The sequence below is a fragment of the Salinimicrobium sp. 3283s genome (assembly GCF_039602225.1).
Taxonomy (GTDB): domain Bacteria; phylum Bacteroidota; class Bacteroidia; order Flavobacteriales; family Flavobacteriaceae; genus Salinimicrobium; species Salinimicrobium profundisediminis.
Genome location: NZ_CP143631.1, coordinates 2,144,028 through 2,169,752 on the forward strand (window position 1 = coordinate 2,144,028; position 25,725 = coordinate 2,169,752).

Here is a 25,725-nt window from a genome sequence, read left to right on the forward strand (position 1 = left end):
CTATGGCCTTCGAGATCGTTATTATTCTGTGTTCCCTTATTCTTTCAGCTTTCTTTTCGGGTATGGAGATCGCTTATGTGTCTGCCAACAAGATTCATGTTGAAATTGAGAAGAAGCAGAATGATTTTTTAGCCAAAATACTTACCCGTCTTACCCGTAAACCTTCAAAGTTTATTGCTACTATGCTGGTGGGCAATAACATTGCCCTGGTTATCTACGGGTTTTTTATGGGAGATCTCTTAATGGCATGGCTCACACCCGATCACTTTAGCAATGAAATAGTAGTTTACCTGCTTACAGATCTCAGCCTTCTCACTCAAACCGTTATTTCCACACTTATTATTCTGCTTACTGCGGAATTTTTACCCAAAGTGTTCTTCCAAATCTATGCCAATTTCTTTCTGAAGTTCTTTGCCGTACCTGCCTATTTATTTTACCTGCTCTTCAGTTTTATATCCTCTTTTGTGATATGGGTTTCAGATCTCGTTTTGAAAAGGTTCTTTAAAACCCAGGGAGATGAAGTGCAATTGGCTTTCACAAAGGTGGAACTCGGAAATTATATTTCTGAGCAAATGGACAAGATTGAGCACGACCAGGAGGTAGATTCCGAAATACAGATCTTTCAGAATGCCCTCGAATTTTCCGAAGTAAAATCCAGGGAAGTTATGATTCCCCGTACAGAGATCGTGGCTGTAGACATTACTACCGATCCGCGGGAGCTGGTGGAGACTTTCACCGCAACGGGGCTGTCTAAGATCCTGGTGTACCGGGAGAATATTGACGACATTATTGGTTATATCCATTCCTTTGAGCTTTTCAAAAAACCGCCTACCATAAAATCTATCCTGTTGCCGGTAGTCTTTGTGCCCGAGACCATGCTGGTGAAAGATGTTCTTAATATCCTTATCAAAAAAAGGAAGAGTATTGCGGTGGTGATAGATGAATATGGCGGCACCAGGGGAATGATGACCGTAGAAGATATCGTGGAAGAGCTGTTTGGAGAAATAGAAGATGAGCACGATCCTGTAATTCTTATAGAAGAAAAACTTGAGGAGAATAAGTACCTTTTTGCAGCCCGTTTGGAGGTAGATTATCTCAATGAGAACTATAAGCTGGACATTCCCATAGGAGAGAATTATGAGACCCTGGGCGGTTATATTCTTGATCACACCGAAGAAATTCCGCCAAAGGACGGAGTCGTTGAAATTGATAGTTTTACCTTTTATATCAAAGAAGTTTCCAACACAAGGATTGAGCTTGTAGAGGTGATCGTGAACCCAAACGATTAATTTTTAGTTTTTCCTCACATTTTGAAGATTTATAGTTTTTTAGTAAAGCTAAAAACGTTATTTTCGCCCCCTATATTTTAGAATTAATTATAAGATAATGGCAGTATTAAATTCAATAAGACAACGTTCGGTCTTCCTTATCGTGATCATTGCTTTGGCACTTTTCTCATTCGTTTTAGCCGATGTGATTAGGAACGGAGGGATGGTTTCTCAGAAATCACAGAATACCATAGCGACAATTAATGGTGAGGACATTGATAGAGAGCAGTTTGCCCGTCAGGTTGAGTCTTTGCAGCGTAACATGGGTCAAAATGCGACCACTGCACAAGTTGTGAACCAGGTTTGGGAAATGAACGTTCGTAGAACGCTTATGCAAGAGCAGTTTGAAGAGCTGGGTATTCGTGTAGAAGAAGCTCAGGTGAAAGAGATGATGAGAAGGGAACTGGCAAACAATCCTAATTTCACTAACGAGGCCGGAGTTTTTGATGAAGCCAAATTAAGAGAATATGTAGCTACTTTAAGATCTACTTCTCCCCAGGCATATCAGCAATGGTTAGATTTTGAAACCAGTCTTGCCGAAACTGCCAGAGAGCAAATCTATCTTAACCTGGTTCGTGCCGGGGTAGGGGCAACGCTTCTTGAAGGCGAGCAGGCTTACAGGTTTACTAACGATAATGTAGACATGGAGTTTGTTCACATTCCCTACACTACAGTTGAAGACTCACAGGTAGAAATTTCTAAAGATGAGATCAGAGACTACGTAAAAGCACATCCGGGACAGTTTAAAACTGAAGCTACACGGGATATCCAGTACGTTCTTTATGAAGAAACTGCTTCTGTTGAAGATGAAGCTGAAGTGAAGAATGAGCTGCTGGGACTTCTTAATGATAAAGTTGAATTCAACGCTGCAACCAATACCAGCGATACGGTTGAAGGTTTTGCAACAACCAGAAACTGGGAAACTCTCGTTAATGAAAGATCTGATGAAAAATTCCAGGACAGGTTCGTGTTCAAAAACCAATTACCTGTAGATCATGCAGATTCTTTGTTCAACCTGAATGAAGGAGAAGTGTACGGTCCATTTAAGTTCAATGGTTCTTACAGGCTGGCGAGAGTAGTTGAAACTGCTCAGATTCCAGATTCTGCGAAAGCAAGACACATTCTTGTATCATGGCAGGGTTCTCCGGTAGGAGGACAGGTGACCAGGAGTAAAGAGCAGGCGCAGCAATTGGCTGATAGCCTTGCTAACGTAGTAAAAGGTAACAAAGACAAGTTTGCTGAACTTGCTTCAGAATTCTCTGCCGATGCTTCCAACAAAGAAGATGCAGGTCAGCTTGGCTGGTTTGGTCCTGGAGCAATGGTGCCTCCATTCAATGATTTCGTGTTTAATAATAACGAAGGATCTATAGGAGTAGTTGAAACTCAATTTGGATACCACGTGATCCACATCCAGGAGCAAACTGAAAAAGAAAAAGCTGTTAAACTGGCAACTGTTTCAAGGGCTATCCAGCCTTCAGAAAAAACATCAAACGAGCTTTTTGCTGAAGTGACAAAATTTGAACTCGGTGCAAAAGATGGCAACTTTGCTGATCTTGCAAAAGAGGGAGGAAAAGAAGTGAGACCGGTAAAAGAAATTAAACAACTCGAAGAAAATATCCCAGGTATTGGGGCGCAGAGAAGAATTGTGCAGTGGGCATTTGAAGAAGAAGTTGAAGTTGGAGATATTAGAAGATTTGAAGTTCCTTCAGGATATGTGGTGGCGCAGGTTACCGGATTGAATAAAGGTGGCCTTAAATCGGCTGAAGCTGCGTCTGCAACCGTTATTCCAATTCTTCAGAAGCAAAAGAAAGCTGAGATTATAAAATCTGAGATCAGCGGAAGCGATCTTCAGGCCATCGCCCAAAAGCATGGAGTGCAGGTAAATACTGCAAACGCAGTGAACCGCAATAGCCCAACCCTTCCAGGTGTTGGAAGTGAGCCAAAAGTTGTGGGAGCAGCTTTCGGACTTGAAAGTGGTGAAACCAGCAGTCCTCTAGAGGGTGAAAAAGGAGTTTTTGTAGTGAAAGTACTTCAAAAAAATGACGCTCCTCAAATGGACTCTTATCGTCCTTATGCTGCAAGAGAGGCTTCTGCCCGACGCATAACTGTGAACACTGAGGTTTTCCAGGCGCTTAAAGAATCTGCAGAAATTGAAGATAACCGCGCAAGGTTCTACTAGGATCCTGTTAGAAAAATATATAAGAAAAGCCCTTCATTTGAAGGGCTTTTTTCATTTTATGTGGTGATGTAAAAAGGTTTTATTTAAATAATACTTTGGGGGAGGTAAAGCCTTTATAAGATCATGTCAGAATAGGAGAGGATGGTGTTGTAGCCTTTCCTTCTGAAGTATTCCATATCCTCGGCTGTGCCGGTGACCAGTATAAAATCACCGCCCCAGCCGCCAAGGCTTTTTATTGCCCCCGGGTAATCTGGGAACAGGTGGGATTTGACCTTTTGCAGCCCCACCAGCTGTGAGATAATATTCTCATGTACTTCCAGGAGCATTTTAAACTCCAAAAGATCTTTACTGCTAATTAAACTATGGGTGAGTGCCGAAATTTTATCAATGCCCGTGTTTAAGGCTGTTTTGTCCTGCTGCCTGTAGTGCTGTATGGCTTCGCGGCTGTTCTGTTTTTGATTTAGGTGCACAAAAAAGATCTGGTCTTTAAAAGCAGGGTCAAATGAGGTCTTTAAAATGCTATTTTCAAAGGGATGTTTTTCAAAGGTGATCGCGGTTTCGTGCATGGCTACTGCCACATCATAGCCGCTGCCCCCAAAAGTGTGCTGCAGGAGCTCGTAAGGGTCAATTTTCAGCCATTTGGCAAGGTTTGCAACAAGGGTCGATGATGTTCCGAGGCCCCAGTTTCTTGGGAAGTCCGATTTTGTGATGATTTCAAATCCGCCTTCAGAAAATTTCTCCGGAGCCATTTTCCTGGCAAAAAAGAGTGTCAAAAATAGCATTTTTGACACCTCATTTTTTTCATGCTTCCGTGGTGCTTCCGAAGAGGTTAAAGCTGAAATTTCAAAGTTGTCTTCAAACCATATTTCCTGTTTCTCATCATAACTTTTCCACTTTATTACCGGCTCTTCAATTTTTGTAACTTCCAGGCTTTGTCCAAACTTTGTGGGTAAGGCAAAACCGGTGGCGCCATCAAGAATAACATATTCCCCGCTTATCAGTAATTTTCCGTGACTGTGGAATACCTCCATTAGCTTCTCAGTTTTTTAAGTTGCTGCTCCACTGCGCTGTGCGAAACATTGTGGTTCTTAAAATAGCTTGTTAGCACTTCTTTTTCCTGTGTTGTTGCCTGGAATTGGTTGAGGATATTCATAAGGTGCATTTTCATATGTCCCTGCTGAATTCCTGTGGTGATAAGTGACTTTACGGCGGCAAAATTTTGTGCCAGGCCGGCTACTGCCACTATTTTCATAAGTTCTTCGGCTGAAGGTTTTTGCAGAATTTCCAAAGCGATCTTTGAAAGCGGATGTAATGCCGTGAGACCACCTACCGTTCCCAGGGCCAACGGAATCTCCATCCAAAACCTGAATTGTCCATCGTGTACTTCGGCGTGGGTAAGGCTGCTGTATTTCCCATCTTTTGAGGCATAAGCATGAATACCTGCTTCTACCGCTCTAAAATCGTTTCCTGTGGCCAGTACTACCGCGTCAATTCCGTTCATGATGCCTTTGTTGTGGGTCACCGCCCTGTAGGGTTCAACTTCAGCGATCTTGAGAGCCCTAACAAATTTTGCAGCGAAATCTTCCCCGCTCATGCCCTGATCGGCCAACGCTGTTACCGGGCAGGAAACTTCAGCTTTTACGATACAACCGGGTACGTAATTAGAAAGAATGCTCATCACGATCTCTATCTCCTTTTCGGTAGCGTTAAAAGCCTCATGGCTCTTAGCTGCTTCACGAAAAGTTTCAGCAAAACGCTCCAGGCAGGAGTTGATGAAATTTGCACCCATAGAGTCTTTAGTCTCAAAAGTGCAGTGCAGTTGGTAGTAATTGTCGAGTAGCTTTGTTTTGTCACGCAGCTCCATATTCATTACTCCGCCGCCGCGCTTCTCCATGTTTTTGGTGAGGGGAGCTACTGCTTCAAGTAATGTTGATTTGATGCTATTGAAAAAATGCTCCAGCTTTTTCCCGTCTCCAGAGTACATGAAATGTACCTGCCCTATCTTTTCTGTTCCCAAAACTTCAGCTTTAAAACCGCCCCTGTCACTCCAGAATTTGGCTGCTTTGCTCGCCGCAGCAATTACCGAGCTTTCTTCTATAGCCATGGGTACCGCATAAAGCCGGTCATTGATAAGAAAATTGGGGGCAAGCCCAAAAGGCAGGTAGTAATTTGACAGGGTGTTCTCTGTAAACTCTTCGTGGAGCTGTTGCAGGCCGGAGTCGGGGTTCCAGTACTGGGTTAAGATCTTCCTGGCGTTTGTATTGTGAGCCAGGTATGTTTGGCTAAGCCAGTCAATTTTCTCCTCTTTTGACAGTTTGGAAAAGCCCGAAATAGGTGTGATCATTATGTGAAATTTGAGAGCACAAAGATACAATTACTGTAAGAAACATGGCAGCTGTTAGAATTTCTGGAGCAGAGGGAGCAAAACTTACAGATTTGCACATCTACACTCATTCGGTTCATTAACATCTTCTTATGATTTAACAGCAGAAAGCCTGTTTTTTAGCCGAATTTTTACTAAACTTGGCAAGCAAATTTTTTAAACGCAAAAAATGAAGTTGACCTACGGGTTTTTGGCCCTTTTTCTTTTGGCTACAACCGTTCTCACTGCGCAGAAAAAAGCAATTACACTTGAAGACATTTGGGGAGGAACATTCCGGCAGGAAAGAATGGAAGCCCTGCAATCTCTCAATAATGGAGAAGAGTATGTGGTGCTTAATTTTGATCGTAGTGCAGGCACATCAGCCATAGATGCTTATTCTTACAAGACCGGTGAAAAGACAAGAACTATTCTTAACAGTAAAGATCTTGAGGGAATTCAATATTTTTCGGAATATGAATTCAGTGAAAATGAATCTAAACTGGTGCTGGGCACAGAGATCGAATCTATCTACAGGCACTCTACCCGCGGGATCTTTTACGTGTACGACCTGCAAACGAATGAACTGAAAAAGATTTCAGAAGAAAAAATCAAGGAACCTACCCTGTCGCCAAATGGGGAGAAGGTTGCTTATGTATTCAAAAATGACATTTTCGTGAAAGATCTTTCCTCCGGAAAAGTGACACAGGTGACTACCGACGGGGAGATGAACAAGATCATCAACGGGGTGGCCGATTGGGTGTACGAAGAAGAATTTTCTTTTGTGCGCGCTTTTCAGTGGAATAAATCTGGTGATAAAATCGCTTTTTTGAAGTTCGACGAAACTGAAGTCCCCGAATTCTCTATGGATGTTTACGGGCAGGATCTTTATCAAACCCAAACAGTCTTTAAGTACCCTAAAGCAGGCGAAAAGAATTCAGAAATAAGCCTTCATATTTATGATCTTCAGCAAAATAAAACTTCAGATGTCAACCTGGGCGATTACAAAGATTTTTATATTCCACGGATAAAATGGACCAATGATGCCAATGTGTTAAGTGCACAGGTGCTTAACCGCCATCAAAATGTTCTTGATCTCATCTTTGTTGATGCTGAAGCAAATAAAGCTGGAGTAGTGCTCACAGAAACCGATGAAGCTTACGTAGATGTGACCGATAATTTGACATTTTTGGAAGATAACAGCTTCATCTGGACCAGTGAAAAGGATGGCTGGAACCACATTTATCTCTACGACAAGAACGGTAAACTGAAAAATCAGGTGACCAGAGGTAACTGGGAGGTGACCAATTACTACGGTCTTGATCCTAAAACCAAAACTATTTTCTACCAAAGTACCGAGAACGGAAGCATCAATCGTGATGTGTTTTCAGTAAGGACCAACGGAAAGAACAAAAAACAACTTACAGATAAGGTGGGGCAAAACAGTGCCGACTTTAGTGCCGATTTTACTTATTTCATCAACAGCTACAACAGCGCGACTACGCCTTATGAGTTTACCCTACACCTCGCAAAGAATGGGAAACTTGTAAGGGAGATTGTCAATAACGAGGAGCTTTTGGAGCAAATGGCAGAGTATGAGATTGTGCCTAAGGAATTCTCAACTCTTGCGGTAAATGGCGCCGATCTCAATATGTGGATGATCAAGCCTGCTGGTTTTGATCCTGCAAAAGAGTATCCGCTTTTTGTCTCGCAGTATTCGGGACCTGGTTCTCAGGAAGTAGGCAACCGCTTTCACAGCACGAATGACTACTGGTATCAAATGCTTGCCAGCAAAGGATATATTGTAGTGGGAATTGATCCTCGCGGTACCGGGTTTAAAGGTGCTGCCTTTAAAAAAGTGACTCAAAAGGAACTTGGAAAATATGAAGTGGAAGATATTATTGAAGCCGCACGAATCCTTGGATCAAGAGACTACATAGACGAAGACAACATGGGTATTTGGGGCTGGAGCTATGGAGGTTTTATGTCATCTAATGCCATTCTTAAAGGTAATGACGTCTATAAAATGGCTATAGCAGTGGCACCGGTTACCAGCTGGAGATTTTACGACAGCATCTATACCGAAAGGTATATGACTACCCCGCAGGAGAACCCTTCGGGATATGATGAGAATTCGCCCATCAATCATGTGGAGAAGCTAAAAGGAGATTACCTGCTTATTCATGGTACAGGAGATGACAATGTTCATGTTCAAAATACCATGAGAATGATAGAAGCCCTCGTGCAGGCGAACAAACAGTTTGACTGGGCAATATATCCCGATAAGAATCACGGTATTTACGGTGGTAACACCCGTATGCACCTTTATACGCTCATGACGAACTTTATCGAAGAAAATCTAAAAGTTAATTCTAATATCAAATCATCCCTATAATGGCACAGGCAACAACAGCACCTCAAAAGAGTGAATTATTTGGTCATCCGGTAGGTCTATACATTTTATTTTTTACTGAAATGTGGGAGCGCTTTTCCTATTACGGAATGCGCGCCATTCTCGTACTCTATCTTGTTAGCGCTACCCAGGGCGGAAATGCCGGTCTCGGCTGGACCAATGCCGAAGCTTTGGCGCTTTACGGATGGTACACAATGCTGGTATATGTGGCTTCCATTCCGGGAGGGATAATAGCCGATAAACTTCTGGGGCAGAAAAAAACTGTGCTGTGGGGAGGAATAATTTTAGTGGCAGGACACGGGATACTCGCAGTTGAAGAAATGTGGGCATTCTACACCGGGCTTGGGTTAATTATTGCCGGCGTGGGAATGCTTAAACCTAATATTTCTACCATGGTGGGAGGTCTCTACAAAGAAGGGGACATTCGCCGTGATAAAGGATTTACCATATTTTATATTGGGATCAACCTGGGAGCTTTCCTTTCAAGTTTAATTGTAGGTTATGTAGGTGAGAATATTGGATGGCACTGGGGCTTCGGTCTTGCAGGAATAGCCATGGCACTTGGGCTTCTAGTGTACCTGTGGGGGCAAAAATACCTTACAGAAGTAGGGAATTTACTTTCAAAAGCTGAAAGAGATTCAGGTGCTTCTTTTGGCGGGATGTTCAAAGATCTTTTCAAATCTCCGCTACAGTTAACAATCACTGCTGTGCTACTGGCAGGTTCAATTTATTATCTTCTTGCCATAGACATAGCTTACGGTTTCCTATTCATATTCCTAACCTTCGTTACGGCTATGATGCTCATGGTTTATAAAGATCTTACTACGCAGGTGATGAAAGACAGGTATGTTGTAATGCTGCTTTCGTTTATCCTGGTAATTGTATTCTGGGGGGCTTTTGAACAGGCCGGTGGGCTTATGAATATCTATGCTCTAGAGAAAACCGACAGGTCATTGCCTTTTAGCTTGCCATTGATAGGCAGCGAAGTGCCTGCTTCCTGGTTTCAGTCTTTAAATGCACTTTTCATTATTATTTTCGGAGTGATCGTAGCCAACTTCTGGGCTAAAAGAAAATTGAAGAGTAAAGAAGCTTCTTCTATCTTTAAAATGGCAATTGGGGTTATCATCATGGGGCTTGGATTTGTTTTCATGGTATTTGCCTCTATGGAATTTCAGAACAATGGAGCTTCGGCTATGTACTGGCTGGTATTGGCTTATCTATTCCACACTATAGGAGAATTGAGTTCTTCACCGGTGGCACTTTCATTCATTACCAAGCTTGCCCCGGTAAAATACGCATCTTTAATGATGGGGGTTTATTTTGCAGCGACAGGTCTTGGAAACAAGGTTGCGGGAATTGTGGGAGAATATTCTTCTGAAGCTGGTGATGGGACCATCTTTATGGGTATTACCATCTTCACCGTTGCCTTTGCTATTCTTGTCCTGTTAATGCTTAAACCTCTTAAACGTCTTACTCACGGAGTAGAAGATGAAGAGCGCGAGTTACCACAGCAGGAAAAATTTGAACTCGGTGACGATGATCTTGTAGAAAAAGAAGCAAATAAAAGAAGAAGATAATGGCAGCTACGGTTCCAGCGGCAGAGAACGATTTCTTTAAATCAAAAGTTTTGGGCCATCCCGCCGGCCTTTTTGTTCTTTTCTTTACAGAGATGTGGGAGCGCTTTTCATTCTACGGAATGCGGGTTCTCCTTATCAACTTCCTCACCATGGCAATTGTGGGCGTGGATAATCCCGGATGGGGTTGGAGTGCAGAGAACGCAGGTGCCCTTTTTGGGACCTATGCAGGATTGCTTTACCTTACCCCTATTGCAGGTGGTATTATAGCCGATAAGATTACCGGCTATCGCTGGGCGGTGGTTATTGGTGCTGCAATTATGACCCTCGGCCATGCCTCTATGGCTTTAGAAACCGAATTCTCCCTGTACTTCGGGCTTGCGTTGCTGGTTATAGGAACAGGTTTCTTTAAGCCCAATATTACCTCTATTATTTCTGAAATGTATGACGGTAAGCCCGACAAGAAAGATGGGGCTTACACCATATTCTACATGGGCGTAAATGCCGGGGCTTTCTTCGGAATGATGTTATGCGGCTACCTGGCCGAAAGAGTAGGATGGAGCTGGGGCTTTGGTCTTGCTGGTATCTTTATGTTCCTGGGAACTTTGCAGTTCTGGCTGGCAAAACCTCTCTTTGGTAACATAGGTGGGGTGCCCGATAAAGCTAAACTGGCCGAAGAAAAGGCCAAAGAAGAAGCATCTGGAGTAAAAGATCATTCTCACAACCCATTCACGCTTTTAGACAAGGTTCTGGTGGTTGCTACTTCAGTTATTGGGTTGTTGTATTTGATCAACGATCCGGTTTCCAGAATAGCTAATCTAAATTTACTTCCGGCTGTTATGCCTTTCGACTTTCAGGGGGAGCCTTTTTCGGGACCACTAGGGTTGGCATTAATTGGCCTCGGGCTGTTTCTGGTCCTGGTCATTTCCCGTATCTCACGATATGCTAAAGTGGTACGCGACCGGATGATCGCTGTAATTATCTTCGCATTTTTCACGGTTTTCTTCTGGATGTCTTTTGAGCAGGGAGCTACTTCCCTCATCATCTTTGCGCGAGACTCTGTAGACAGGGTTTTAGTGGGCGCAGGCGCCACTGTTTTCAATGTTTTTAATACGCTCCTTACGGTGGTGCCGCTCATGATCATCACCTGGGTTTTGTATTTGTTATGGAAGCAGACTCATAAGCGAGTGCTGGGATCTAATGTTGTCCTGGTAATTTGCTTCGGAATAATTTGGGCTATCGTGATCTGGATGCTTGTAAGAGAATTCCAGGGAGACGCGACTGAAATCACTGTTTCATGGTTCAGTATTCTCAACTCCTTCTTTATTATCGTATTTGCCTCTTTCTTCTCAAAATGGTGGGAAAGCAAGTACAATCCTTCCGCAGCATGGAAGTACAGCTTTGGTTTGATCCTGCTTGGAGTTGGCTTCGGATTGCTGGCCTTTGGGTCAAGTGGTGTAGCCGAAGGAGCCAAAGTAAGTATGATCTGGCTTATTCTCGCATATCTTTTCCATACGCTGGGCGAACTTTGTCTTTCTCCACTTGGTCTTTCTTATGTAAGTAAGCTGGTGCCGGCAAGGATGATCGCCTTTATGTTCGGGATGTGGTACCTGGCTATTGCGATTGGGAACAAACTGGCCGGTTCTTTTGGGGGTATGATCGATGAGATTACACAACAATACAGCCTCTCTACTTTCTTTCTTATTTTCACTGTGGTTCCTATCAGCGCAGGGGTTTTAGTGGCAGTATTGAATCCTTTACTAAAGAAATTGATGCACGGGGTTAAATAATTTCCTCTCTAAAATGTTATTTTTACGCCCTCATTCCTGAGGGCGTAGTTTTTTTGAAAATTTCGGAATGACTATTGCTAAAAGACAAAGAAAAAGTATGAAGAAAATTATTCTTAGCCTTGCTGTTTTGCTGTTTTCGGCTTCTGCCATGCTGGGGCAGGAGATCAAGTGGATGACCATGAATGAGGCCCTTGAAGCTCAAAAGAAAGCGCCTAAAAAAATATTCATGGATGCCTATACCACCTGGTGTGGCCCGTGCAAGATGCTAGATAAGAACACTTTTTCAAATAAAGATGTCATTAAATACATCAACCGGCATTATTATCCCGTAAAATTCAATGCTGAAGGTACCGAGGAGATCAATTACCAGGATATGTCCTTTAAAAATCCGAATTACGATCCTAAGAGAAGAGGTCGAAATAGTCAGCATGATTTTGCAAGGGCCATGAAGATCACCGGCTACCCAAGTCTGGTCTTTTTTGATGAAGAGGCGAACCTGATAGGGCCAATTCCCGGATACCGCACTCCGCAGCAACTCGAGCTGTTCCTAAAGATGTTCGTAGATGAAGATTATAAGAAAATAACCAGTCCCGAAGCTTTCCAGGAATATTCCGCAGCTTTTGAAAATGAATTTACAGATTCAAAATAGCTTTTTTGAACATGAAATTTCAGGTCTCCCGGGTTTTCAAAACCTGTGAGGCCTTTTTTTATTCCAGGATATAAGCCCCGTCTTCACCGGTGTAGAAAAATGGAATTTGGTTCGCGCTTGCAGTTTGCTCCCACCTTTTTATAATCGCAGGATAATTGCTGCCATCGGCAATGATCACTTCAGGTTTAAAATTCATTAAGACCCGCTCCAGGTTGATCCTGGGAGCGCCCGAGAGGAGCAGGTGCGTGTTCAAAGGCGTTTGCTTCGGAAGGATTCCGCTACTGTCAGTCACCACTAAAAAATGCCCTTTTTGAAGGTATATATTTTGAAGTGGCACTTCCCTGATTTGCTGAAGATCTTCTCCCACCATGAAATTTTGAAGCAGCTTCAGGTCTTTTGCAGGTGTTGTGAGGTTGTGATAAAGCTTTAACCGGTCACTTTGCTGTTGTCCTATCAGGCTGCTTCGGCTTTTGTGGAAAACTATAAGCCTGTCCTCTCTATTTACTTCGGAAGAAATATAAACTGATTGTAGGATTATTACTGAAAACAGCACAGGGATGAGTCTTTTATGGCTGAAGCTTTTCCATAGCAGAAATGCAGCGAACAGAAAGAAATACCAGCTCCATACTTCCGGTAAACTGAAGGCAATGTCTTTAAAGAGGAATTGTTCGTGCCCGGCAATCCAGTCCACTGTTTTAATCAGGATTTTGATGATGATTCCGTAGGTTTCAGCAATAAAAGAGGGCAGTACATCTACAACAGCCAAAAAGATGACCAGCACGCCCACAATAAGAATGAGGCCCAGGAACGGAAGGATGAGCAGGTTTGTGAGAAAGAAGAGGCCGGGAAACTGGTGGAAGTAATAGAGGCTTAGGGGCAATACTCCTATTTGCGCTGAAAGGGTAACGCTGAGCAAATCCCATAGATATTTTAAAATGCGGTTTGTAGGAGCGTATAGCCTGTTAAACAAAGGCTGAAAAAGCACAATAGAAAGCACCGCCAGATAGCTCAGTTGAAAACCGACTTCAAAGATCCATCCCGGCTTGATGAGTAGCAGTAGGAGCAGCGAAAGGAAGATGGAATTGAGGGTTCCGGTACGTCGTTTTATTTCCAGGCCCACCGCAATAAAGCTGAACATGGTCACAGCCCGCACCACCGAGGGTGAAAGACCTGCCAGAACAGCGAAGCCCCAGAGGCATGAAATGACCAGGAAAGTCTTTAAGAATTTGCCATTTTTGAGACTTGTAAGAGGCCTAAGAAGCCAGTGTAACATCAATAAAATGATTCCCACATGCAGGCCCGATACCGCGAGGATGTGTATGGCTCCTGCAGCTGCAAAATTGTTGTAGGTCTGCGCCGAAATATCCTGTTTTTGACCCAGCAGCAGCGCCTGTACCAAAGAAAGTTCCTCCTGCTTAAAATTGTTCTTTTTAAGTGCTAAAGTGATTTCACGCCTTAAATTTGCTGCTGCTACTTTTATTCCGGATTTTTTTTTATGCAGGGTTTTTGAAACTCCATGGCGGAGATTGGCCTGTAGCCAAACTCCTTTTCTGTTCATAAAAGCAGCATAATCGAACTGGTGTGGATTGAGGGGCGCAGGAATGGGAGCTAAAGTGGAAGAAATAAGTAGATGCTCACCTTCCAAAAATGGCATTTTAAGACTGTCTTTTGGAATCAATAGCAGAAGTTTTCCATGCGCAGTTTTTCCGTTGATTGCGTTCACTTCAGCAATATATTTATCGCTGTAGCGATCGGGTTTTAGTGTTTCCAGGATATTTAGCTTCAGAAGTGGCATTTCTTCCGAAGAAATCTTGTTAATGTAGTGCTGTGGCTGGTTTTTGGGAAGGTGAAGGCTTGCAGAAAAGATTCCGAAGAGAAAAAAGAGGAGGGCGACACTGCTTCCGAAGAAAAGATCGGGAAAAAGCAGTTTTCGGGCTCTAAAAAATGCCAGGAGAAATAATAAGATTCCCGGCAGCAGTGCCAAAAATGCCATTTTTAGCGAGAGCTCCAAATAAAAGCCGATGCATGTTCCCAGCAGCAGCAAAATGGTAAGCCGAATGATTGCAGTGTTCAAATTATTATCTCCCAGGTGTTTAGCCTAAGATAATAATTTACAGGATGCGGCGGGCCATCACAAAATGCTCTTTCCAGTAATTTTCATTGAGTGCCGATATAATGACGCCGCGGGAAGTGCTGGAGTGAATAAAAAAGATATTGTCTTCATCAAGCTCTACCACCAAACCTACATGATTGATGTTCTTTTTGCGCCTGTCGGTCTTAAAAAACAAAAGATCGCCCAATTTTAGCTGCTTAAGTTCGAGCTCGTCACCCAAAAGAGCCATGTCTCTGGAGGAACGCGGCAATTCGATATTATTTTCGAGGAAGCAGGTATAGACCAGCCCCGAGCAATCCATGCCTTGCGGCGTGGTGCCGCCGTATTTGTATTTTGTGCCAAGAAACTGAAGGGCGTAATCTATGATGCTGAAGGTCTTTTCACCCACCTCTTCAATAATGTCTTCGGTGTCATTGTAGAAATCGGGAAGTTGGGCATAGTCATCCTGTTTGTCTACAACTGTAGCCTGATTCCCCACTGCAGATTTGCGTGCCCCGCAGGAAGTGAGGGTAAAGATGAGGGCCAGCAGCATGAACCTCAGGAACTTCATTGAGCTGAGATTTTTTTAAAGATTAATTCGGCTGTCTTTTCACTTGCGCCTTTACCGCCGAGTTTTTGTTCCAGTTCGTGGTAATCGCTAAAGATCCTTTTCCTGTTTTCTTTATCGAGAATTTTGGTGAGTTCGGTTTTTAGATTTTTGCGGTTGAACTCGTTTTGAATGAGCTCTTTTACTACTTCGCGATCCATAATGAGGTTCACCAGAGAAATATAATCGAGATTGATGATGCGTTTGGCAATTTGGTAAGAAATGAAATTGCCTTTGTAGCAAACTACTTCGGGCACTTTGAGCAAAGCAGTTTCCAGCGTTGCGGTACCCGATGTTACCAGTGCAGCCGTGGATATTTCAAGAATATCATAGGTGCGGTTCATGACGAGGTGCACATTTTTCTTCTTGATATACGGCCGGTAGAAGCTCTCTTCCTGGCTGGGTGCACCTGCGATAACAAACTGATACTCTTTAAAATCATCGGTCACGCTAAGCATAACCTCCAGCATTTTGGAGATTTCCTGTTTTCTGCTTCCCGGTAGGAGAGCAATGATTGGGCGATCATCGAGGTTGTGCTCGGTTTTGATCTTTTCAGTCTGTACGGTAGGTCTTCCTGCAATCGCATCAATAAGCGGGTGGCCTACAAAATTGACTTTGTAATTGTGTTTCTTTTCGTAGAAATCTTTCTCGAACGGCAGGATCACGTACATTTCATCAATATCACGCTGAATGTCTTTGATCCTGTTTTCTTTCCATGCCCAGATTTGTGGAGAAATGTAGAAATGGGTTTTATAACCTTCTTTGCGGGCCCATTTTGCAATACGCAGGTTAAACCCGGGATAGTCAACAAAAATGATGACATGAGGTTCCCATTTTTTAATGTCTTCCTTACAAAATGAAATATTGCGAAGAATGGTACGCAGGTTCATAAGCACTTCAGCAAACCCCATAAATGCGAGGTCGCGGTAGTGCTTCACCGGGGTGCCGCCTTCCTGTTGCATGAGATCTCCTCCCCAAAACCTGAACTCAGCCTGGGGATCGGTCTTCTTAAGGCCTTTCATGAGGTTTGCCGCATGTAAGTCTCCCGAAGCTTCTCCTGCAATAATGTAGTATTTCATATTAACTAAGCTTTATTACCGCAATCACAAGTGCAGCAAGTATAGAGGCCATTAAGACTCCTCTTGCTCTATAGGTGTATTCTTTTTTTATAAAATAAAAGAAAGGCAGGAAATTTAAAATTGCGCCTGCGGTGATAAGGGTACCAATAAAGCCGCCGCGCATAGATTCCTGTAGGGTTTCCCAAATGGGTAGATCAGAAAAAATGAGGATATAAATGAGCATTCCAACCAGATTGGCTGCAATCCCTGTTACAAAACCTAAAAAGATCTCTTTCTTAATCATTGAGTTCCCACGAATTTAGATCGCTTAGAAATTGATGTGCCGTAAGGTCAAACTGAACCGGCACCACCGATACATATCCCTGAGAAAGGGCATGTTCATCACTGTCTTCTCCTTCGTCTTCATTTATAAATTTTCCCGATAACCAGTAGTAGTCGCGACCCTGCGGATTGGTTCTCTTGTCAAATTCTTCTTCCCAGCGGGCCTTGGCCTGCCTGCAAACTTTAATCCCTTTTATCTCGGCCTCACTTAGCTTTGGAAGGTTTACATTTAAAACCACTCCTTTTGGAAGGCCGTGTTTTAGCACCTGCCTGGTAATGCGTTTTACAAATTTCTTGCAGGGTTCAAAATCGGCGTTCAGTGAATAATCAAGTAAAGAAAAACCAATGGCCGGGATGCCTTCAATACCGGCTTCTACTGCGGCACTCATGGTACCCGAATAGATCACATTGATAGAAGAATTAGAACCGTGGTTAATACCACTTACACAAAGATCTGGCTTGCGGTGAAGGATCTCCTGGGTTGCGATTTTTACACAATCGGCCGGTGTGCCCGAGCAACTGTATTCTTTATGCTTGTAGGTTTCTTTGACTGTAATTTGATCACAAAAGAGGGTGTCGCTAATGGTGATGGCGTGTCCCATCCCGCTTTGGGGACTGTCTGGGGCGACCACGATCACGTCTCCCAATTGCTTCATGACCTCAATAAGGGCTCGAATTCCGGGAGCCGTAATTCCGTCGTCATTGGTGACTAAAATGAGCGGTTTTTCCTGAGACATTATGAAAAATTTATGGCTGCTAAATTAAATTAATTTCCTGAGGAAAGGCTTATATTCGTAAATTAACAAAAAAGGAGAAAACTATATAAGTTGGCATAGTTTTTACTGTAGTACAGGTATACTAATGATGAAAATAAAAACCATAATGAAAAGGAACTATAAGCTACTGGTGCTGGTCTTGCTGTTTGCCGCGGCTTCTTGCAGCTTTACCACCAAGACATTCAATGACCCCAATAAAGATAAAACCCTAATTGAACTGATTTCTTATGTTCTTAAAAACGGACATTATGATGCCAAGGAGGTAGACGATTCCTTTTCTTCTGAAGTTTATAAAGATTACCTCGAGGCGCTTGACCCTCTAAAAAGGTATTTTTACGCAAGTGATATAGAGGAATTTCAGCAATATGAAACCCTTCTTGATGATCAGATAAAGAACAGCGAGATCACATTCTTTGATCTTACCCATACCCGACTTTTAGAGCGTATGGCTGAAGCTGAAGGAATCTATAAGGAAGTTCTTGAGAAGCCTTTCAACTTTGACAAAGATGAAGTTCTAGATACCGATTACAGCAAACGCGATTATGTAAGCTCAAAGAAAGAGATGAAGGAAAGATGGAGAAAGCAGCTTAAGTTTTCGGCTATTTCCAATTATTACGATATAAAGAAAGAACAGGAAAGAAAGCTGGAGGATGATGCCGATTATGTTGCAAAATCTGATGCCGAGCTGGAAAAAGAAGCACGGGAGTTAACCCTAAATTCTCTCGATGAGTACTTCGATTTCAGTGATGACCTTGAAAGAAAAGATTGGTTTTCAGTATATGTAAATGCAATTGTTGAAGAATTTGACCCCCATACATTTTATTTTGCACCACAAGACAAAGATCGTTTTGATATGGCCATGAGTGGTAAACTTGAAGGGATTGGTGCACGCCTGCAAAAGAAAAACGACAATGTGAAGATTGTTGAAGTAATCTCGGGAGGGCCAGCCTGGAGAGGAGAAGAAGTAGAAGTTGGTGACGAGATCATAAAAGTAAAACAGGAAGACGAGAAAGAACCGGTAAGTGTGGTTGGAATGAGGCTTGACGATGCTGTAAACCTTATAAAAGGCCCTAAAGGTTCTAAAGTTACCCTTACTCTTAAAAAAGTTGACGGTACCATTGAAGAAGTAGACATTATTAGAGATGTTGTAGAGATAGAGGAGACTTATGCAAAAGCGGCTAAAGTAGAGAAGAATGGCCGTGTTTACGGAGTGATCAACCTGCCCAAGTTCTATTTTGATATGGAAGATTATTCTGAAAGAAATGCAGCTTCTGATGTGAAAGAGGAAATTGTAAGGCTAAAGAAAGAAGGAATGGATGGGTTGGTACTTGACCTGCGAAACAATGGAGGGGGATCTTTAAAGACGGTTGTTGATATCGCCGGATTGTTTATCAAGGAAGGGCCTATAGTACAGGTGAAGTCTAAACTTGAAGGCCAACAGGTTCTTGAAGATACAGATTCCTCAATTTTATGGGATGGTCCTTTGGTGATCCTTGTAAATGAGCTTTCTGCCTCGGCTTCCGAGATTCTTGCCGCTGCAATGCAGGATTATAAAAGAGCAGTTATTATTGGAAGTAAACAAACCTACGGAAAGGGAACCGTGCAAAACGTACTTGACCTTAACCGATGGATCAAGAACAACGACCTTGGTGACCTTGGAGCCTTAAAGATCACCACTCAAAAATTCTATAGAGTAAATGGAGGTTCTACCCAGCTTGAAGGTGTGAAAAGTGACGTTGTGGTGCCCGATCGTTATTCCTTTATTGATATAGGTGAGAAAGATCAAAAGAATCCCCTGCCATGGGATCAAATTGAAGCAGCTTCTTTTGAAGAATGGAACGGCTATATAGATTTTGAAGAAACCCTTTCCAACAGCCAGAAGAGAATGGCTGAAAATGAACATATCGACTTAATCAGGGAGAATGCCGAATGGATTAGAGATCAGCGTAACAGTACTACTTTTCCACTTAATTATGCTGAATACAGCAGGGAAATGGAACTGAATGAAGAGCAGGCAAAGAAATTTGACAGGCTCTCAGAATACCAGTCAGACCTCAGTTTTGAATCACTTCCTTACGAGATTAAATTATTTGAAGTAGATACTGTACTTTCTGAGAAAAGAGAAAGATGGCACGAGAATCTTAAGAGTGATATCTACATGGAAGAGGCGGTGCATGTACTGGAAGACATGAAGATGAATAACATCAAGAAGTCTGGTTTGGCCGATGTCAAAAAATAAAAGTAGAGAAACATAGTATTCAAAAAGGGCTTTTTTAAGCCCTTTTTTTATGGCTTATTTCAGCGTTCATAGTGATGACTAAAAAGAGGAAGCTAATGAGGAGTTTCTTGGTGGAATGTGTGTTGCGTTAATAACAGTTTTCGGGTTTAGATTGTGAAGAAAAAGCCTTATCCCGATTTAACCAAAGCACAGGTTTCTTGTGTCTAATTTCTTCGGAATAATTCAGTCGTAAAACACCTTTTTTGAGGTGTAGATTAGATATTTATTCCCGGCTGTAACCATGATCGTGACTCTAAACTATCGACTACCGACTACCGACTACTGACTATCAAATGAATCCATCGAAAGCACAGGTTTTTGTGTCTAATTTCTTCGGAAAAATTCAGTCGTAAAACGCCTTTTTTGAGAGGTATAGATTAGATATTTTTTCCCGGCTTGTAACCATGATCATGACTCTAAACTATCGACTACCGACTACTGACTACTGACTATCAAATGAATCCATCGAAAGCACAGGTTTTTGTGTCTAATTTCTTCGGAAAAATGCAGTCGTAAAACACCTTTTTTGAGGTGTAGATTAGATATTTATTCCCGGCTGTAACCATGATCGTGACTCTAAACTATCGACTACCGACTACCGACTACTGACTATCAAATGAATCCATCGAAAGCACAGGTTTTTGTGTCTAATTTCTTCGGAAAAATGCAGTCGTAAAACACCTTTTCTGAGAGGTATAAATCAGATACTTATTCCCGGCTGTAACCATGATCATGATACTCAACTACCGACTATCGACTACCGACTACTGACTATCAACCAATCTACCAGAAAGACATTCGGTCAGAATCTAGTTTCAGGAATATGAACAGGAGTATGGTAAAGCCCCACAATCCGGAGCCGCCGTAACTAAAGAACGGCAAGGGAATCCCCACGGTAGGGAAGATGCCAATTACCATCCCGATATTGACAAAAAAGTGTAAAAAGAGGATCCCGGCCACACTGTAGCCGTAAACCCTGTTAAACTGGGATTTTTGTCTTTCGGCCAGGTGAATTATCCGGAGGATCAAAAAGATAAAGAGAAAAATAACCACAGCACTTCCAACAAAGCCCCATTCTTCACCCACTGTACTAAAGATGTAATCTGTATGTTGTTCGGGAACAAAATTTCCTTTGGTCTGGGTGCCTTCAGTCCATCCTTTTCCAAACCAGCTGCCACTTCCAATAGCTATTTCACTTTGATTGGTGTTGTAGCCTATTCCGCGGTTATCTACTTCTTTTCCAAGAACGATGTTGAAACGGTCGCGATGACGTTGTTCAAATATGTTTTCAAAAATATAATCTACAGAAAAAGATAGCGCAATAGCTACAATAAGTAAGCTGAGAGAGGCCATTAGACCTGCTATCCTCTTTTTCTTTAAGAAGAACAGTAGCGCCACCAGGATCGTTGCCCCAACAGAAACCCAAATAGGGCCAAATAACAGGGTGAAAACGAAAACCAGCACGCCAATGACCACAACTATTAGATATCCTCCTGAGAGTCCTTCTCTGTACAGCGGAAAGAAGAAAGCAGCATACACCATTGCACTTCCTGCATCGGGCTGCATTAAAATGATCACAGCCGGTAAGGCTATAATAATAAAGGCCTGGAATTGATGGGAAAGACTATGGATGTTCGTTTGAATGTCGCTTATGAACTTGGAAAGCGCCAGGGCTGTGCCCACCTTTGCAAATTCAGCAGGCTGAAAGGTAAAACTTCCTATGGCATACCAGGAAGTGGCGCCATTAATTGTTTTTCCGAAGAAAAATAAACCTGTAATAGAAATCAGGGAGATGATATAGAATATACTGGAAAAGCGTTCATAAAACTTAGCTTCCAGGGAAAGAAGAATAACTATAAGAAAGACACTTAAAATGATAAACAACATTTGCTTACCGTAGATTTGATCAAGGTCAAAGAATGATCTTGCGGTGTCATCGAGAGATGCCGAGTAGATATTTACCCAGCCAATGATTACCAGTAAAAAATAAACAAGTATAGAAAGCCAGTCAAACTGGGAAATAGTTTTAGGCATAGTTACTGGTTAATTCTAAAAGGTTCCCCGCTTAATGGTTTTGCATATTCTTCTTCCAGGCTGTGGGTAAGTATCCATTCTTCCATATCCTTTCGGGTAATCTCCCCTTTTATGTATTTTTCAATCATTAAGCCTGCAATACGACCTGCGTAGCGGCCTCCCCAATATCCGTTTTCCACAAAGATTGCCAAAGCTATCTTAGGGTTATCTACAGGAGCAAAGGCTACGAAAATGGAATGGTCTGTAAGTTGTACCCTTTTTCCGTCGATCCTGGTAAAATTCTCGGCAGTTCCGGTTTTTCCTGCGATCTCTATCCCGGGGATTTGAAGCGCAGATGCGGTTCCCGACTTATATACCTGGTGCATTCCTTCTACCACAGGTTCAAAATGGCGGGGTTCTACAGTGGTAATTTTCTTTTCGGTAAACTCTTTTTCCTTAATGGGATTTCCTTCAATTTCCTTTAAAACATGAGGAGTATAGAACCATCCGCGATTTGCGATTGCAGCTGTCATATTTGCCAGCTGAATGGGGGTCATAAGAACCTCGCCCTGCCCTATGGCGTTAGAAAGTGTAGCTGTAGAAAACCATTTATAGGTGGGGTAATCATAGATCTTGTTGTAATATTTTGAAGTGGGGATCTTACCCGGTCTTCCGGTAGAAAGGTCAGATCCAAGATAATCACCCAAACCAAAACTTTTCAGGTGATTGGCCCATACATCTACGCCCTCTTGCGGAGTGGGGTATTTTTCAACGATCCTTCGGTAAACATTTGCAAAATAGGCATTACAGGACTGGGCAATACCGGGAATCATGTTTAAGGGGCTGGAATGGGCATGGCAACCCATTTTTCGGCCTCTACCATAGAAATATCCTCCATGGCATGAGAAACTTTCCTGGGTAGTTACAACGCCTTCCTGTAAGGCAATTAAAGCATTAATGGTCTTAAAAGGTGATCCGGGAGGATACTCGGCCAGTAGCCCTCTGTCAAATAAAGGTTTTGAAATGGAATCAAGCCAAAGCTTGGTGAAGTTTTCTGATCTCTTTCGCCCCACCAAATCGGCAGGATCATAATTTGGAGCTGTTACCAATGCCAGGATCTCGCCGGTTGCCGGTTCAATAGCTACAATACCGCCTCTCTTATTCTTCATGAGGAGCTCTCCGTATTTTTGCAGTTCGGCATCAATGGTAATGGTAATATCTTTTCCCTTTTTTGGAAGGGTGTCGTAGATTCCTTCTTTATAAGGCCCTATATCACGGTTAAACCTGTCCTTCTGAATATATTTTACTCCTTTTACACCGCGCAGGAGTTCTTCGTAATAGCCTTCCACTCCCTGGCGGCCAATAAGGTCTCCAGAGAGGTAATAAGGATTCTCATTTACTATACGCTGGTTAACTTCGGTTATGTATCCCAACACATTTGCGCCATGTTCGGTATAATAATCACGCAGGGAACGTTTCTGAATGTAAAAGCCTTCGTATTTACGCATCTTTTCAGCAAGATAGGCGTATTCACTTTTGGTAAGCTGTGGGATTACTACCGATGGCAGGCGGGGGGAGTAGATCTTGGCTTTGTCAAGTCTCTCTACCAGCTGTTCTGTAGTAATACTTAGAATATTGCACAATTCGGTGGTGTCAAAAGGCTTGAGGTTGCGCGGTATCACCATAACGTCATAAGACGGCTGGTTGGAGACCAGCAGTTCTCCATTACGGTCAAAGATAAAACCGCGCTGCGGGTAATCGTAGACTACTTTTATAGCATTATTCTCTGAGAGCCCTACAAAAGAGTCATCCATTACCTGCAGGTAGAAAAGCCGGGCCAGAAAGATAAGGCCTGAGGTAATAACTATTATGTAGAGTAAAATTTTTCTCATCTTGACCTTTTGTTAAATAAGGCAAGCGTAATAAATACCAAAATTATTGTAAACGCTGCCGAAAAAAATGTTTTTTTAAGAAGTAACAATAAGTGTGCAAAATTGAAAAATTCTAATAAAAACAATATCAGGTGATGTACAAGTACAATAATTAACACATAACTTATTCTTGAGCCGGGTTGCGTACTTGAGAACTTGATAGTTTGATAATCATAGCTCACCCCAAAGGAGAAACGAAGAACTGCCGGACGAATGTATGCAGCTACTACACATGCCGCGGCATTTATACCACCGCTATCTTCAAAAATGTCAATTCCCCAACCCAGTAAAAAACTCAGAAAGATAAAGAGTGTTTGATTTGCATTAAAAGGGTATAGCAGGATGAACAGTACATACAAATAGGGATTTACATAACCCAGAAAATTGATATTGTTCAACAATAACACCTGTAGCATTAGTAATACTATAAAACGAAGGGCGTTATTGAATATCACACTATTCATCTTTAGAAAGATTTTGCAGTTCTCTTATTTCGGCCTGGCTGGTGTTTTCTATAATATAAACATACCCAATGTTGGTCATGTCATTAAATAATTCGATATCTATATTATAATAGCTCTCACTTTGATCCAGGGAAAAGTTTTTTACCGCACCAATGGGTAAACCTTTTGGAAAAATCAGGGAGCGTCCTCCGGTGATTATAGTATCTCCTTCGGCTATTGGTGCTACAGATGGCACATCTATAAGCTGTACAATATTGGGGTTGTCACCGTTCCATACTAAAGTCCCAAAATGATTGGAACGTTTGAGCTGGGCATTGATTCGGGAATTTGAATTGAGTATGGAGATCACTGTGGAATAGTTTGGGGAAACATTCTCCACTATTCCAACAATCCCTTTACTGGTTACCACTCCCATGTCTCTCTCAATACCATCCCGGCTTCCGCTTTTAATGGTAAGATAGTTATCTACCTTAGCGTAGTTGTTATTAATAACTTCTGAAGCTCTAAAAATATAATCGGCGTCAAAGCTACTTGTATCCCGATAGGTTTTGATTTCTAAGGAATCTTCATAGGTTGCCAGTCGGGTGCGCAATCTCTCATTCTCCTCAAGTAAACGCAAATTGTATTCTTCAAGGTAAAAATAGCTGTTGATGTCGCTGGTCCAGCTATAGATGCCGCCACTTAAAAAATTAGCAGAACTTATAAATTTACTCTTCTGGTAGGAGTGGGACTGAATGGTTAAAAACAGGGAAAAGGTGAGCAGCAATAAGAATAGGATATTGTTCTTATTGCGAATAAGAAAATTAATTATTTGCTGCATAAATTACTCCTACTTTATCAGGATTCCCTTGTAACGATGAAGGGTCTTCAGGCAAATACCCGTTCCTCGAACAACTGCCCGTAAAGGATCTTCGGCGATATAAACCGGTAGATCTGTCTTTTGTGATAACCTTTTGTCCAGTCCGCGCAGCATTGATCCCCCACCGGCAAGATAGATCCCGGTGTTGTAAATGTCGGCTGCAAGTTCCGGCGGAGTTTGTGAAAGCGTCTCCATCACGGCATCCTCAATTCTCAATATCGACTTGTCCAGGGCTTTGGCAATTTCTCTATAGGAGATATTCACCTGCTTTGGTTTTCCTGTTAAAAGATCCCTCCCCTGCACATTCATTTCATCTGGTGGTACCTCAAGATCTTCGGTAGCGGCACCAATCTGAATTTTTATTTTTTCAGCAGTACGCTCACCCACATAAAGGTTGTGTTGCGTACGCATGTAGTATACAATATCATTTGTGAAAACATCTCCCGCGATCTTGACCGATTTATCACACACAATTCCCCCAAGGGCGATAACCGCGATCTCGGTAGTACCACCACCTATATCAACAATCATATTTCCCTTTGGCTGCATGATGTCAACACCAATACCTATAGCTGCAGCCATAGGTTCGTGTATCAGGTAAACCTCTTTCCCGTTCACCCTTTCTGCACTCTCTTTAACTGCCCGCATCTCTACTTCAGTAATGCCGGAAGGGATACAAATCACCATCCTTAGAGCAGGAGTGAACATTTTCTTCTTAAGCGCAGGAATTTCTTTTATAAACATGGTAAGCATCTTTTCAGATGCATCAAAATCGGCAATTACCCCATCTTTTAAAGGGCGAATTGTCTTGATATTCTCATGCGTTTTCCCCTGCATCATGGCAGCTTCTTTTCCTACTGCTATGATCTTTCCGGTAGTGCGGTGACGGGCCACGATAGAAGGACTGTCAACCACCACCTTATCGTTATGTATAATAAGGGTGTTTGCAGTTCCTAAATCTATAGCAATTTCTTCAGTGAGAAAATCGAAAAATCCCATGTTAAGTCAATTAG

General features: G+C 42.4%; 19 protein-coding genes. 7 read left to right on the forward strand and 12 right to left on the reverse strand.

Going from position 1 to position 25,725, the window contains the following annotated elements; translation table 11 throughout:
- Window positions 1–2: 2 nt before the first annotated feature.
- Together VS868_RS09540 and VS868_RS09545 are read left to right on the forward strand one after the other, a co-directional pair.
- Entirely contained in the window at window positions 3–1,289 is a 1,287-nt protein-coding gene (locus tag VS868_RS09540; protein ID WP_345597026.1) for a hemolysin family protein, read from the forward strand.
- A gap of 97 nt (window positions 1,290–1,386) precedes the next feature.
- Complete coding sequence (locus VS868_RS09545; RefSeq protein WP_345597028.1) at window positions 1,387–3,507, forward strand: peptidylprolyl isomerase; 2,121 nt, start codon at window positions 1,387–1,389, stop codon at window positions 3,505–3,507.
- 113 nt (window positions 3,508–3,620) lie between these two features.
- Here the strand turns inward: VS868_RS09545 and VS868_RS09550 are convergent, their stop codons facing one another.
- A complete protein-coding gene (locus VS868_RS09550; RefSeq protein ID WP_345597030.1) occupies window positions 3,621–4,538 on the reverse strand; it encodes a GYDIA family GHMP kinase in 918 nt (305 codons plus the stop codon).
- Window positions 4,538–5,851: a hydroxymethylglutaryl-CoA reductase, degradative gene (locus tag VS868_RS09555; RefSeq protein ID WP_345597032.1), complete on the reverse strand. Its 1,314-nt coding sequence runs from the start codon at window positions 5,849–5,851 to the stop codon at window positions 4,538–4,540. Before VS868_RS09555 ends, VS868_RS09550 begins: the two co-directional genes overlap by 1 nt.
- Before the next feature lie 208 nt (window positions 5,852–6,059).
- Between VS868_RS09555 and VS868_RS09560 the strand changes: the two genes are divergently transcribed.
- The 4 genes from VS868_RS09560 (at window position 6,060) to VS868_RS09575 (ending at window position 12,292) form a co-directional block, all read left to right on the forward strand.
- Complete coding sequence (locus VS868_RS09560; protein WP_345597034.1) at window positions 6,060–8,261, forward strand: S9 family peptidase; 2,202 nt, start codon at window positions 6,060–6,062, stop codon at window positions 8,259–8,261.
- On the forward strand, window positions 8,261–9,856 hold the full coding sequence (locus tag VS868_RS09565) for a peptide MFS transporter (protein WP_266069351.1): 1,596 nt from the start codon (window positions 8,261–8,263) through the stop codon (window positions 9,854–9,856). Before VS868_RS09560 ends, VS868_RS09565 begins: the two co-directional genes overlap by 1 nt.
- Window positions 9,856–11,643 carry a peptide MFS transporter gene (locus VS868_RS09570; protein ID WP_345597037.1) on the forward strand — a complete coding sequence of 596 codons (1,788 nt, stop codon included), beginning with the start codon at window positions 9,856–9,858 and terminating at the stop codon, window positions 11,641–11,643. The genes VS868_RS09565 and VS868_RS09570 overlap by 1 nt, the downstream gene beginning before the upstream one ends.
- 97 nt (window positions 11,644–11,740) lie before the next feature.
- Window positions 11,741–12,292 carry a thioredoxin fold domain-containing protein gene (locus VS868_RS09575; protein WP_266069349.1) on the forward strand — a complete coding sequence of 184 codons (552 nt, stop codon included), beginning with the start codon at window positions 11,741–11,743 and terminating at the stop codon, window positions 12,290–12,292.
- A 58-nt stretch (window positions 12,293–12,350) separates the two neighbouring features.
- On the opposite strand, the gene VS868_RS09580 is transcribed toward VS868_RS09575, so the two are convergent.
- The 5 genes from VS868_RS09580 to surE all read right to left on the reverse strand — a co-directional run bounded on the left by VS868_RS09580 (window position 12,351) and on the right by surE (window position 17,128).
- On the reverse strand, window positions 12,351–14,285 hold the full coding sequence (locus tag VS868_RS09580) for a ComEC/Rec2 family competence protein (RefSeq protein WP_345597040.1): 1,935 nt from the start codon (window positions 14,283–14,285) through the stop codon (window positions 12,351–12,353).
- A gap of 118 nt (window positions 14,286–14,403) precedes the next feature.
- Window positions 14,404–14,955 carry a C40 family peptidase gene (locus VS868_RS09585; protein WP_345597042.1) on the reverse strand — a complete coding sequence of 184 codons (552 nt, stop codon included), beginning with the start codon at window positions 14,953–14,955 and terminating at the stop codon, window positions 14,404–14,406.
- Complete coding sequence (gene lpxB, locus VS868_RS09590) at window positions 14,952–16,070, reverse strand: lipid-A-disaccharide synthase (protein WP_345597044.1); 1,119 nt, start codon at window positions 16,068–16,070, stop codon at window positions 14,952–14,954. The genes VS868_RS09585 and lpxB overlap by 4 nt, the downstream gene beginning before the upstream one ends.
- Window position 16,071: 1 nt before the next feature.
- The gene (locus tag VS868_RS09595; RefSeq protein WP_266069346.1) at window positions 16,072–16,353 is read right to left on the reverse strand and encodes a hypothetical protein; all 282 of its coding nucleotides are present in this window, start codon (window positions 16,351–16,353) and stop codon (window positions 16,072–16,074) included.
- Window positions 16,346–17,128, reverse strand: a complete 783-nt coding sequence (gene surE / locus VS868_RS09600) for a 5'/3'-nucleotidase SurE (protein WP_266069345.1) — start codon at window positions 17,126–17,128, stop codon at window positions 16,346–16,348. The genes VS868_RS09595 and surE overlap by 8 nt, the downstream gene beginning before the upstream one ends.
- Before the next feature lie 145 nt (window positions 17,129–17,273).
- On the opposite strand from surE, the gene VS868_RS09605 reads away from it, so the two are divergent.
- Entirely contained in the window at window positions 17,274–19,406 is a 2,133-nt protein-coding gene (locus VS868_RS09605; RefSeq protein ID WP_345597048.1) for a carboxy terminal-processing peptidase, read from the forward strand.
- Window positions 19,407–20,228: 822 nt separating this feature from the next.
- Here VS868_RS09605 and rodA read toward each other — a convergent pair.
- From rodA to VS868_RS09630, 5 genes are read right to left on the reverse strand one after another with little or no spacing between them, the layout of a single operon-like run.
- The gene (gene rodA, locus VS868_RS09610) at window positions 20,229–21,479 is read right to left on the reverse strand and encodes a rod shape-determining protein RodA (RefSeq protein WP_266069343.1); all 1,251 of its coding nucleotides are present in this window, start codon (window positions 21,477–21,479) and stop codon (window positions 20,229–20,231) included.
- A 2-nt stretch (window positions 21,480–21,481) separates the two neighbouring features.
- Window positions 21,482–23,350: a penicillin-binding protein 2 gene (gene mrdA, locus VS868_RS09615; RefSeq protein ID WP_266069342.1), complete on the reverse strand. Its 1,869-nt coding sequence runs from the start codon at window positions 23,348–23,350 to the stop codon at window positions 21,482–21,484.
- Complete coding sequence (locus tag VS868_RS09620) at window positions 23,347–23,853, reverse strand: rod shape-determining protein MreD (RefSeq protein WP_345597051.1); 507 nt, start codon at window positions 23,851–23,853, stop codon at window positions 23,347–23,349. Before VS868_RS09620 ends, mrdA begins: the two co-directional genes overlap by 4 nt.
- Window positions 23,846–24,673: a rod shape-determining protein MreC gene (gene mreC / locus VS868_RS09625; RefSeq protein ID WP_345597053.1), complete on the reverse strand. Its 828-nt coding sequence runs from the start codon at window positions 24,671–24,673 to the stop codon at window positions 23,846–23,848. Before mreC ends, VS868_RS09620 begins: the two co-directional genes overlap by 8 nt.
- A gap of 9 nt (window positions 24,674–24,682) precedes the next feature.
- Complete coding sequence (locus VS868_RS09630) at window positions 24,683–25,711, reverse strand: rod shape-determining protein (RefSeq protein ID WP_097055686.1); 1,029 nt, start codon at window positions 25,709–25,711, stop codon at window positions 24,683–24,685.
- Between the last annotated feature and the right edge of the window lie 14 nt (window positions 25,712–25,725).

Excerpts from the sequence above, each read along its gene's own strand:
- VS868_RS09540 (WP_345597026.1), top strand. The coding sequence starts at position 3 with ATGGCCTTCGAGATCGTTATTATTCTGTGTTCCCTTATTCTTTCAGCT.
- VS868_RS09545 (WP_345597028.1), top strand. The coding sequence starts at position 1,387 with ATGGCAGTATTAAATTCAATAAGACAACGTTCGGTCTTCCTTATCGTG.
- VS868_RS09550 (WP_345597030.1), bottom strand. The coding sequence starts at position 4,538 with ATGGAGGTATTCCACAGTCACGGAAAATTACTGATAAGCGGGGAATAT.
- VS868_RS09555 (WP_345597032.1), bottom strand. The coding sequence starts at position 5,851 with ATGATCACACCTATTTCGGGCTTTTCCAAACTGTCAAAAGAGGAGAAA.
- VS868_RS09560 (WP_345597034.1), top strand. The coding sequence starts at position 6,060 with ATGAAGTTGACCTACGGGTTTTTGGCCCTTTTTCTTTTGGCTACAACC.
- VS868_RS09565 (WP_266069351.1), top strand. The coding sequence starts at position 8,261 with ATGGCACAGGCAACAACAGCACCTCAAAAGAGTGAATTATTTGGTCAT.
- VS868_RS09570 (WP_345597037.1), top strand. The coding sequence starts at position 9,856 with ATGGCAGCTACGGTTCCAGCGGCAGAGAACGATTTCTTTAAATCAAAA.
- VS868_RS09575 (WP_266069349.1), top strand. The coding sequence starts at position 11,741 with ATGAAGAAAATTATTCTTAGCCTTGCTGTTTTGCTGTTTTCGGCTTCT.
- VS868_RS09580 (WP_345597040.1), bottom strand. The coding sequence starts at position 14,285 with ATGGCATTTTTGGCACTGCTGCCGGGAATCTTATTATTTCTCCTGGCA.
- VS868_RS09585 (WP_345597042.1), bottom strand. The coding sequence starts at position 14,955 with ATGAAGTTCCTGAGGTTCATGCTGCTGGCCCTCATCTTTACCCTCACT.
- lpxB (WP_345597044.1), bottom strand. The coding sequence starts at position 16,070 with ATGAAATACTACATTATTGCAGGAGAAGCTTCGGGAGACTTACATGCG.
- VS868_RS09595 (WP_266069346.1), bottom strand. The coding sequence starts at position 16,353 with ATGATTAAGAAAGAGATCTTTTTAGGTTTTGTAACAGGGATTGCAGCC.
- surE (WP_266069345.1), bottom strand. The coding sequence starts at position 17,128 with ATGTCTCAGGAAAAACCGCTCATTTTAGTCACCAATGACGACGGAATT.
- VS868_RS09605 (WP_345597048.1), top strand. The coding sequence starts at position 17,274 with ATGAAAAGGAACTATAAGCTACTGGTGCTGGTCTTGCTGTTTGCCGCG.
- rodA (WP_266069343.1), bottom strand. The coding sequence starts at position 21,479 with ATGCCTAAAACTATTTCCCAGTTTGACTGGCTTTCTATACTTGTTTAT.
- mrdA (WP_266069342.1), bottom strand. The coding sequence starts at position 23,350 with ATGAGAAAAATTTTACTCTACATAATAGTTATTACCTCAGGCCTTATC.
- VS868_RS09620 (WP_345597051.1), bottom strand. The coding sequence starts at position 23,853 with ATGAATAGTGTGATATTCAATAACGCCCTTCGTTTTATAGTATTACTA.
- mreC (WP_345597053.1), bottom strand. The coding sequence starts at position 24,673 with ATGCAGCAAATAATTAATTTTCTTATTCGCAATAAGAACAATATCCTA.
- VS868_RS09630 (WP_097055686.1), bottom strand. The coding sequence starts at position 25,711 with ATGGGATTTTTCGATTTTCTCACTGAAGAAATTGCTATAGATTTAGGA.